Origin of the sequence: Bradyrhizobium sp. (assembly GCF_035701725.1) — a bacterium.
Lineage (GTDB): Bacteria > Pseudomonadota > Alphaproteobacteria > Rhizobiales > Xanthobacteraceae > Bradyrhizobium.
Genome location: NZ_DASSRP010000106.1, coordinates 1 through 10023, shown reverse-complemented (window position 1 = coordinate 10023; position 10023 = coordinate 1). Strand labels below are relative to the sequence as shown.

11 protein-coding genes are annotated in these 10023 nt (G+C 61.7%); 8 read left to right on the top strand and 3 right to left on the bottom strand.

What is annotated here, in order from left to right:
• From VFL62_RS05725 to VFL62_RS05715, 3 genes are all read right to left on the bottom strand, one after another.
• The coding region (locus VFL62_RS05725) for a c-type cytochrome (RefSeq protein ID WP_325171403.1) at window positions 1-564 on the bottom strand (564 nt) is incomplete at its 3' end.
• A gap of 79 nt (window positions 565-643) precedes the next feature.
• Entirely contained in the window at window positions 644-1909 is a 1266-nt protein-coding gene (locus VFL62_RS05720; RefSeq protein ID WP_325171402.1) for a PQQ-dependent sugar dehydrogenase, read from the bottom strand.
• Window positions 1910-2123: 214 nt separating this feature from the next.
• Complete coding sequence (locus VFL62_RS05715) at window positions 2124-2399, bottom strand: DUF6894 family protein (protein WP_325171406.1); 276 nt, start codon at window positions 2397-2399, stop codon at window positions 2124-2126.
• Window positions 2400-2705: 306 nt separating this feature from the next.
• Here VFL62_RS05715 and pqqA point away from each other — a divergent pair, with 306 nt between their 5' ends.
• From pqqA to VFL62_RS05675, 8 genes are all read left to right on the top strand, one after another.
• On the top strand, window positions 2706-2786 hold the full coding sequence (gene pqqA / locus VFL62_RS05710) for a pyrroloquinoline quinone precursor peptide PqqA (protein ID WP_325171405.1): 81 nt from the start codon (window positions 2706-2708) through the stop codon (window positions 2784-2786).
• A gap of 174 nt (window positions 2787-2960) precedes the next feature.
• Window positions 2961-3887: a pyrroloquinoline quinone biosynthesis protein PqqB gene (gene pqqB, locus VFL62_RS05705; protein ID WP_325171401.1), complete on the top strand. Its 927-nt coding sequence runs from the start codon at window positions 2961-2963 to the stop codon at window positions 3885-3887.
• Between the two features lie 5 nt (window positions 3888-3892).
• Window positions 3893-4663, top strand: a complete 771-nt coding sequence (gene pqqC, locus VFL62_RS05700) for a pyrroloquinoline-quinone synthase PqqC (RefSeq protein ID WP_414644618.1) — start codon at window positions 3893-3895, stop codon at window positions 4661-4663.
• 14 nt (window positions 4664-4677) lie between these two features.
• On the top strand, window positions 4678-4989 hold the full coding sequence (gene pqqD, locus VFL62_RS05695; RefSeq protein ID WP_325171399.1) for a pyrroloquinoline quinone biosynthesis peptide chaperone PqqD: 312 nt from the start codon (window positions 4678-4680) through the stop codon (window positions 4987-4989).
• A gap of 10 nt (window positions 4990-4999) precedes the next feature.
• Window positions 5000-6202 (top strand): pyrroloquinoline quinone biosynthesis protein PqqE, encoded by a 1203-nt coding sequence (gene pqqE, locus VFL62_RS05690; RefSeq protein ID WP_325171398.1) that lies wholly within the window; start codon window positions 5000-5002, stop codon window positions 6200-6202.
• A gap of 149 nt (window positions 6203-6351) precedes the next feature.
• Window positions 6352-7344 (top strand): prolyl aminopeptidase, encoded by a 993-nt coding sequence (gene pip / locus VFL62_RS05685; protein WP_325171404.1) that lies wholly within the window; start codon window positions 6352-6354, stop codon window positions 7342-7344.
• Window positions 7345-7465: 121 nt separating this feature from the next.
• On the top strand, window positions 7466-8143 hold the full coding sequence (locus VFL62_RS05680; protein WP_325171397.1) for a hypothetical protein: 678 nt from the start codon (window positions 7466-7468) through the stop codon (window positions 8141-8143).
• A 257-nt stretch (window positions 8144-8400) separates the two neighbouring features.
• On the top strand, window positions 8401-10023 hold a 1623-nt coding region (locus VFL62_RS05675; protein WP_325171396.1), incomplete at its 3' end, for an FAD-dependent oxidoreductase.

Here is a 10023-nt window from a genome sequence, read left to right as displayed (position 1 = left end):
CGAGATGTAATACGCAAGATCGGCGATCTGCTCCTTCGGCACCTCGCCCATCACGTCCGCCATGGTGCCATCGTAGCCGTGGCGCGAATTGTCCTTGTATTCGCCAAGCGTCTTGTTGAGATAGTCCTCGCGCTGATTGGCGAGCCGCGGCACGTTCTCCTTGCCGGAGAAATCGGCGTTGTGGCAAGAGTTGCAGCGGTGCTGCTGCGCCAGCGCGAGCCCCTTCGCCATCCGGGCCGGATCGCCGGCTTCCGCCGGCGGCTGCGGCTTCGGCAGCTTGGCGATGAAGTCGGCGAATTTCTGCAGATCGTCATCGGTAAACGACTTGATCATGTCGTTCATCGGCTCGAAGGCGCGCAGCTTTTCGCGAAACATGAACAGCTGGATCAGCGCATAGGGCGACTGCTGCGCGCCGAGCGAGGGTGTGAAGTCGGTCGCGGATTGGCCGGCTTCGCCGTGACAGCCGAAGCAGGCGGCAGCGCGCTGCTCGATGGTTTCCGCAGCCTGCGCGAGACCCGCCAGCGATACGGCCGCAAGCGCCGCGATGATTGTTGCTTTTCGCATCGATGAGAGCCTCGATTCCTTTTCCTAAAATAAAATCGGGGGCGAACCATCCGGTCGCCCCCGATTCCAACCCCACGCCTTATTGCGCGGCGACCTTCGCCTTGCCGTAGCTCAGGCGATAGACCGCGCCGTTCCAGTCATCGGAGATGAGCATCGAACCGTCCTTCATCTGCAGGACGTCGACCGGACGGCCGACATACTTGTTGTCCTGCAGGAAGCCGGTGACGATCGGCTCGATGTTCTTGACGGTGCCATCCTTGTTCAGGTGCGCGACCACGACGTCACCACCGAACTTGTTGGTCCTGTTCCAGGAACCGTGGCGAGCGATGATGGGCTGGTTCTTGAAACCTGCCGGGAACATCTTGCCGGTGTAGAAGCGTATGCCGAGCGAGGCCGCATGCGGACCCATCAGGCCGACCGGCGGGGTGAACTCGCTGCAGGAATGACCCCAGCCGAATTCCGGATCGGGAATGTTGCCCTGCCAGCAATAGGGCGAGCCGAAGTGCTCACCGATCTTGGTGACGCGGTTGAGTTCGTCATTCGGCAGGTCTTCCGACATCCAGTCGCGGCTGTTGTCGGTGAAGTAGAGCTGCTTGGTTTCCGGATTCCAGTCGAACCCGACCGTGTTGCGGACGCCGACGGCGACCACTTCGGCGCCCGAGCCGTCGAGGTTGATGCGACGGATCTGGCCGTGATCCTTGTCATGCAGCACGTTGTTGCCGGGCTGGCCGACCGGAACGTAGAGCTTGTTGTCCGGACCGATCGCGATGAACTTCCAGCCGTGGGCCCCATCCTTCGGCAGGTTGTCGTAGATCACGGTGGGCTTCGGCGGGTTGTCGAGATTGTCTTCGATCTTTTCGATTTTCGAGATCTTCGACAGCTCGGCGATATAGAGCGTGCCGTCCTTGAAGGCGACGCCGTTCGGCCGGTAGAGACCGGAGGCGATGATCTTGACCTCGCGTTTGCCGTCCTTGTTGACGATGGCATAGACCTTGTCGACCAGGCGGCTGCCGACGAAGACCGTACCCTTGTCGCCGAGCGCCATCTCGCGCGCGTTCGTCATGCCGGCGGCGTAGACTTCGAGGTTGAAACCGGGCGCGGTTTTCAATTTGTCCAGCGGCAACTTGTCGGCTGCAGTCGCAATCGGCGGAGCAACCTGCGGAGCCAGTTTTTGCGCCGCTTCGTTATCCGGGCGGCCAATCATCGGCGAACCCGGGGGAAGCGGAGCGGCGGCGGGCGCCGCAGCCGGCGGGCTGGCGTTCTGCGCGGCTGCGCCATAGCTCAAAACTCCAATGAAGGCGCCGGCCAGCAACAGGCTGCGCGGCACCGATGATCCGATCCTCATAAATGTTCTCCCTTTGTGGAAGCCTTCGACCTGCGCACGCGGCAAACCCTTGCCCCCTGCCGGCGGACTTCGTGGCGGTACTCTTGAATATTTTTGCGTCCAGACGCAATCGGAAACATGTCTGGAGAGGCTGCGGCGGAAGGCGCGCCCGCAAGGCACAACGGTGCGGCAAGACCGATTATCACGTCTTGCCCGCCGCCTTCAGGCAGGCGTATCAATGCTTGGTGACGGGTATGTTGGCGTCATCTGCCGCCGGTTCGGTGTCGTCGAGGATCGCTTCCACGAAGGGAAACTCAAGCACGATCTCCCCCTCATCGTCGGTCACTTCCAGGACCGCCCGCATCAGGTCTTCCATGCCTTCGATTTTCAGAAGCTCGAGGATCATGGCGCGGGCAACTTCCCAGGCGCGATCCGGATTTCGTAGCTCTTCTCCTTCGGGGTCCGCGATCACCTCGTTGCCGATCCGTGTATTGAAGAAATATCGTGGCATGGCGAACCGCTTCGGCTTCGAGGGCATGGACGCGGCAGGGGCCGCCGGGATTTTCACACTTGGTTTATCCGGCATCGGCCGGAGTAGCAGGCCGATGCCGTCCTGACACAGCTTCTGATCAGAAGAACCTATTGATGCGTCATTGTTTTGACAGGGAACAGGACTCCGGGCCAGGAAAACTTTGTGCATCGCAATATACGTTCGCCTGCCCAGTCCAGCGGGAAAGATTCCTCTGGCGAAGTTTTCGTTCCGTATTACTTTGTCGGCAGGGCGGAGTTCGTCCGGTTTCACTTAAGGAGAGCCAAAATGGCCTGGAAAGCACCAAGGATCGTCGAAGTGCCGGTCGGCATGGAAATCAACATGTATGCCTGCGCCGCCCGTAAGTAAGCGGCAGCACCAAGCATCCTTCTTGAACAAGGTGGATTGCCGGGAGTGACGCGCCTGCAAGGGTGTGCCTGTCACCCCGCGTCCACCTTTGTCTTTTGATGTGGTGTTCTCACAATCGTTTGAGAGCCCGCAGCATTCGAAAATTCCGCGTTCAGAGATTCCAGGAGACGGATCATGTTGCGCGTCGTCGTCCTGGGCGCGGCCGCCGGTGGTGGCGTTCCGCAGTGGAATTGCGGATGTCAGGTGTGCCGGGCGGCACGAACCTCGCACCCCGAGCTTCGAAGCACACAGGCTTCGCTGGCGATTTCGGCCGATGGCGATCACTGGTTTCTGATCAACGCCTCGCCGGACCTGCGCCAGCAACTGACAGCAACCCCTGCCCTTCACCCTGCGCCGGGAAAGCTTCGTCATTCGCCGGTTACCGGCGTGGTCCTGACCAACGGCGAAATCGATGCGATCGCGGGCCTGCTCTCGATGCGCGAAGGCTGGCCTTTTACCATCTACGCACACGCCAAGGTGCTCGCGACCTTGAAGGCCAACAGCGTCTTCAACGTGCTCAGCGACAAGAACGTCAAACGGCAGCCGATCGGCATTGAACAGCCATTCGAGCCGGCGCTGCCGAATGGGGCGCCTTCCGGCATCGAGATTTTGCCATTCGAGGTCGCCGGCAAGGGTGCCTGGTATCTCGAAGGCGAGCGGCGCGAGGGAGCCGAAGCCGCCGGCGACACGCTCGGCCTTCGCATTCGCGATATCGCCACGGGCAAGTTTTTCTTCTTTATCGCGGCTTGCGCCGAAGTGACCGACGATCTCAAATCGAGGCTCAAGGGGGCCACCCTGGTGTTCTTTGACGGCACGGTGTGGCGCGACGACGAAATGATCGCCGCCGGCCTTGCGACCAAGACCGGACGGAGCATGGGACATATTTCGATGTCGGGCGAACAGGGCGCAATCGCCGCACTTGAAAATCTCGGCATCGAGCGAAAGATATTCCTGCATATCAATAATTCGAACCCGGCGCTGCTGCAGGATTCGAAGGAGCGGCAGGCGGCTGAACAGTCGGGATGGCAGATCCCTGCGGATGGAACGGAGATCATGCTGTGAGTTCGATGAAGCTCGAAGGAATGACGGCGCTTTCGCTCGGCGGCAAGACCGTACTGAACAATGCGGCCGAGCTCGAGGCCGCGCTGCGCTTCATCGGCGAGACGCGCTATCACAACCTGCACCCGTTCCACAAACTATTGCACGGCGGCAAGCTCAACAAGGGCCAGGTGCAGGCCTGGGCGCTCAACCGCTACTATTATCAGAGCACGATCCCGATCAAGGATGCGGTGGTGATCTCGCGCTTCCGGGACCGCAATACACGCGTGGAATGGCGGCATCGGATCGAGGACCATGACGGCGATGTCGGCTCCGAAGGCGGCATCGAGCGTTGGCTGAAGCTCACCGAGGGCCTCGGACTCGACACCGCCTATGTCGAATCCACCGAAGGCATCCTGCCGGCGACGCGCTTTGCGGTCGAAGCCTACGTTCACTTCGTGCGTGACAAGAGCCCGCTGGAGGCCATCGCCTCCTCGCTGACCGAACTGTTTGCGCCGAACCTGCACGAAGAACGGATCTCAGGCATGCTCGCGCACTATGACTTCGTCAACCCCGACATCATGAGTTATTTCAAACGCCGCCTCACCCAGGCGCCGCGCGATGCCAATTTTGCCCTCGACTACGTCAAGACTCACGCCAGGACGCCGGAGCAGCGCGAGGCGGTCTGCAATGCGCTGATCTTCAAGACCAACGTGCTATGGGTTCAGCTCGACGCGCTGTATCATGCCTATGTCGAGGGCCATGTTCCGCCGGGCGCGTTCGTGCCGACGGCGAGCTAAAGAAGCAGAGAGCCATGTCGTCAGGCCGCAACATCACCGTGAGCGAAGCGAGCCGGCCGAAACTGCCGCGCCACGCCAAGCTGAAATTCGACGAGACGCGGCAGGTCTGGGTGATCCTGGCACCGGAGCGCGTGCTGGCGCCGGACGAGATCGCGGTCGAAGTCCTGCACCTCTGCGACGGCGCGCGCAGTGTCGCCGAGATGGTCGACCAGCTCGCCGCCAAATATGCGGCGCCGCGCGAGGCGATCGCGACCGACGTCGTCGCCATGCTGCAGGACTTGGCCGACAAGGGCTTTCTCACCGAGGCGCGGGAGAAAACGCCATGAGAACACGATCATGAGTCCGACAGTCACCGACGCCAGTCCTGTTGCAACCGATCCTGCCGACGGGCTCGCCGCGCTGGAATCGCGCCGCTCGACGGCAGAGGCTTACGGGATTCCCTTGGCCGTGCTCGCCGAGATCACCCACCGCTGCCCGCTGCAATGCCCCTATTGCTCCAATCCGGTCGAACTTGACCGCGCCGGCAGCGAGCTGACCACCGAAGAGTGGAAAAAGGTCCTGAGCGAACTCGCCGAGATCGGCGTATTGCAGATCCATTTTTCCGGCGGTGAGCCAACGGCTCGAAAAGACATCGTCGAACTGGTCCAGCATGCCAGCGACGTCGGGCTCTATACCAACCTGATCACCTCGGCCGTGATGCTGACGCGCGACAAGCTCGCGGCGCTTGCCGATGCCGGGCTGTGCCATGTGCAGATCAGCTTCCAGGGCAACGAGCCCGCGGTCGCCGATCGCGTCGCGGGCTTCAGAGGCGCGCACGCCAGGAAGCTCGAGGCCGCCAAGTGGACGCGCGAGCTCGAGCTGCCGCTGACGGTTAACGCTGTCATGCACCGGCAGAACCTGCATCAACTGCCCGACATCATCCAGATGGCGGTCGACCTCGACGCCGACCGCATCGAGGTCGCCAACGTGCAGTATTACGGCTGGGCGCTGAAGAACCGCGCCGCGCTGATGCCGACGCTGGAGCAGATCGAGGAGACGAGCCGCATCGTCGAGGAAGCGCAAGCGCGTCTCAAGGGCCGGCTGACCATCGATTACGTCGTACCGGATTACTATGCGCTGCGGCCGAAGAAATGCATGGGCGGCTGGGGACGGCAGTTCTTCAACATTTCGCCCGCCGGCAAGGTCCTGCCGTGCCATGCGGCGGAGAGTATCACCGGGCTCGAATTTTTGTCCGTGCGCTCCAATCACTCGATCGCCTGGATCTGGCAAAATTCCGAGGCCTTCAACCGCTATCGCGGCACGGGCTGGATGCCCGAGCCGTGCAAGTCTTGCGAGTTTCGCGAAGTCGATTTCGGCGGCTGCCGCTGCCAGGCTTTTGCACTGACGGGCGATGCCGGCAACACCGACCCGGCCTGCACGCTGTCGCCGCATCACGAGCGGATTTTCAAGACGGCGGCCGAAGAAGCGGCCGGCGACCACAACCGCTTCATCTATCGCAATTTCGCGGGGGGCACGCCGGAGACGGAAAGTGCCACCTAGTGGTCCGATTCCGACATTCGCACCCCTTCTCAGCAGGCACTCTGCGAATGTTAGAATCAAAGGACCACTAGCAGATATGATATCCTAGTGGAGTTTACGATTTGACATTCGCTTTGGGAGTTCGCGGCGAGGTGGATAGCGAATGTCAAATCGACTCCACTAGTGCCGATGCCGGCAAACCCGCTGCGGGGCGCACCGATCCCTTTGCGCCCCTGACGTCAGAACAGCTTGCCGTCGGCGACGGCCACGAAATCTACCTCGAGAGCATCGGCCGCGAAGGCGGCATACCCGCCGTCTATCTGCACGGCGGACCGGGCAGCGGATGCCAGCCCGATCACCGCCGCCTGTTCGATCCCGAACGCTTTCACGCCGTGTTGTTCGATCAGCGCGGTTGCGGCCGCAGCCGTCCAAAGGGCGGCCGCGAGCACAACACATTGCCGCACCTGATCGCGGACATGGAGAAGATCCGCGAGAAATTCGCGTTCGAGCGCTGGATGGTGGTCGGCGGCTCATGGGGTGCGACGCTCGCGCTCGCTTATGCGCAAGCGCATCCGGACCGCGTCTTGGGCATCGTGCTGCGCGCAACGTTCCTTGGCACCCGCGAAGAACTCGACGCCGCGTTCCGCAAGACCCTGCCGCAGTTCTATCCCGGACTGAGCGACGACTTTATCGGGCTCCTGCCCGAGGCTGAGCGCACAGAGCCGCTTGCGGCCTATTGGCGGCGCATCCTTGATCCCGATGCCTCGGTGCATGCACCTTTCGCCCGCGCCTGGCACGATACCGAACGGATCCTGTCGGAGGTGTCGCCGACGCGAACCCGGCTTGACGTCGAGTCGCTCACGTCGTCCGCCGCCCTGCCTGCCACGCCTTTCATGGAAGCGCATTACTTTGCCCGCGACTGCTTCTTGAGGCCGAACCAGCTTCTGGATGATGCGTCTAGGCTCAGAAGTATTCCGGGTGTCATCGTGCAGGGCCGCTACGACTTGCTGTGCCCGCCGACGACCGCCTACACGCTTGCGTCAAGATGGCCGGAGGCCGAGCTTCGCTTCGTCGAGCGCGCCGGCCATACGCTGTATGATCCCGGCGTGCGCAACGCCGTGATGAAGGCGATCGCGGACGTGGCGACGAAGGTGTCGGGCTAATACTCAACAGGTCGTCATGTCCGGCCTCTGCCGGGCATCCACGTCTAAACTTCTGTCGCAAACAAGACGTGGATGGCCGGGCCAAGCCCGGCCATGACGGCCAACAAATTGGAGAACAAAAATGCCCCTCGCCGGAAAAGGCATGCTGCTGACCTCGATGGACGTCGACCGCGAACATGAGGCCGACTTCAACCGCTGGTACGACCGCGAGCATCTGGAAGAGCGCGTTGCGATTGCGGGTTTCATCGAGGCGCGGCGCTACGTGGCGGAGGAAGGCGCCCCGAAATATCTCAGCCTGTATTCCACCGAGACCTTCGAGGTCCTCGGCAGCCCCGCCTATCGCAAGGCGCTTGCGAACCAGACCGCCTGGTCGAAGCAAAACATCGCGCGGTTCAAGAACATGATCCGCGGCGTGGCGCGCATCACGATCAGCCGCGGCAAAGGCCGGGGCGCGGCGCTGGGCATCATCCGCATTCGCCCCGCGCACGGCGGACATGATATCTTGCGTGACAGCTTGCGCGCAGCGCTCGACCCAAAATCGTCGGACGGCGTCATCTCGATGCACATGATCGAGAACGATCCAGTGCTTTCAAAACCGCTGACGGACAATCCCGCCGCTGCCGATCCCGGCGCCAGCGACTGGTTCGTGCTGATCGATGCGACGGATGTGATGCCGGCGGACGCAGCGGTGCGACGTTTGACCGACAACATCGCCTTCAAACCGATGGTCGTCTCATCCGGCACCTATCGCCTGCTCTGGGATATCGCCAGAGCTGACATCAAGGCCGACATTTCATAGCGCGAAACATTGACGCCGCGTTCGCCGCAATCGTCCATGCTGCACCGCCGCATAAAGTCGTTTTTAGGTGAGAAATGCCGGAAGTCACGCGAAAGCTGGAGATCAAACAAAATTGGCTTTGGAGATCAGCGTGATTGGGGCTTTAATGCGATAGACTAATGACGCAATTCAAGAACCGAAAGAACGCCGCGATCCGAGCGTTCGTGCAAAATGAGGCCGCTCCGCCACGTGTATTGTGAGGCGCGGATAAGGTAGGAATGAAACCGACTGACATCTCGGCGCCGGACTACTTTCACAAAGTAGTCGACTGCCAATGGGCCTGTCCCGCGCACACCCCCGTCCCGGAATACATCCGCTTGATCGCCGAAGGCCGCTACAGCGACGCCTATATGATCAATTGGAAATCGAACGTGTTCCCCGGCATTTTAGGCCGCACCTGCGACCGCCCCTGCGAGCCCGCCTGTCGAAGAGGCCGGGTTGAGGAGAATCCGGTTGCGATCTGCCGCCTCAAGCGCGTCGCCGCCGACTTCAAGGATGACATCAAGAGCCGCCTGCCGCGCCCCTCGCCGAAGAACGGCAAACGCATCGCCATCATCGGCGGTGGTCCGGCATCGCTGACGGTGGCGCGCGACCTTGCCCCGCTCGGCTATCACTGCACGGTGTTCGACCAGGACCCGAAGGCCGGCGGCATGATGCGGACGCAGATTCCGAAATTCCGCCTGCCGGATTCGGTGATCGACGAAGAGACCGATTACATCCTGGGCCTCGGCATCGAGTTCAAGGGCGGGCACCGCATCGACAGCCTGAAGAAGCTGCTCGCGGAAAATTACGATGCCATCTTCGTCGGCTCCGGCGCGCCGCGCGGCCGTGAGCTCGACATTCCCGGTCGCAAAGAAGCAGCAAGCCATATACACATCGGCATCGACTGGCTCTCCAGCGTCTCGTTCGGCCACACCGACAAGATCGGCAAGCGCGTGATCGTGCTCGGTGGCGGCAACACCGCGATGGATTGCTGCCGCACCGCGCGCCGTCTCGGCGGCGAGGACGTCAAGGTGATCGTCCGCTCCGGCTTCGAGGAGATGAAGGCGAGCCCGTGGGAAAAAGAAGACGCCATGCATGAGGACATCCCGATCCTCAATTTCATGGTCCCGGTCGCCTTCGTCCACAACAACGGCAAGCTCACCGGCGTTACCTTCGAGAAGGTGAAGGCCGAATACGATGCCAAGGGCAAGCGCTCACTCGTGCCGACCGGCGAGGCGCACGAGACCATCAACTGCGACGACGTGCTGGTCGCGGTCGGTCAGGAAAACGCCTTTCCCTGGATCGAACGCGATTGCGGCATCGAATTCGACAAATGGGACATGCCGAAGGTCGATCCAAAGACCATGGGCTCGACCAATCCGAAGGTGTTTTTCGGCGGCGACGCGGCGTTCGGGCCGAAGAACATCATCTGGGCGGTGGCGCACGGCCATGATGCGGCGCTTTCGATTCACCGGCTGATATCGGGCGAGGACGTGCATGAGCGTCCGCTGCCCGAGGTGATCGTATCCTCGCAGAAGATGGGCATTCACGAGTGGAGCTACGACAACGATCCGACCGAGGACAAGCGCTTCAAGGTACCGCATCGCGACAAGGTCGTCGCGCTGAAGGACATCCGCGCCGAGGTCGAACTCGGCTATGACGTCAAGCTGGCGCTCGGCGAAGCGCGTCGCTGCCTGAACTGCGACGTGCAAACCGTTTTTTCGACCTCGCTCTGCATCGAGTGCGATGCCTGCGTCGACATCTGCCCGATGGACTGCATCACCTTCACCCAGAACGGCGATGAAGCGGATTTGCGCACACGACTGAAAGCACCGTCGCAGCATCCCGACCAGGACCTT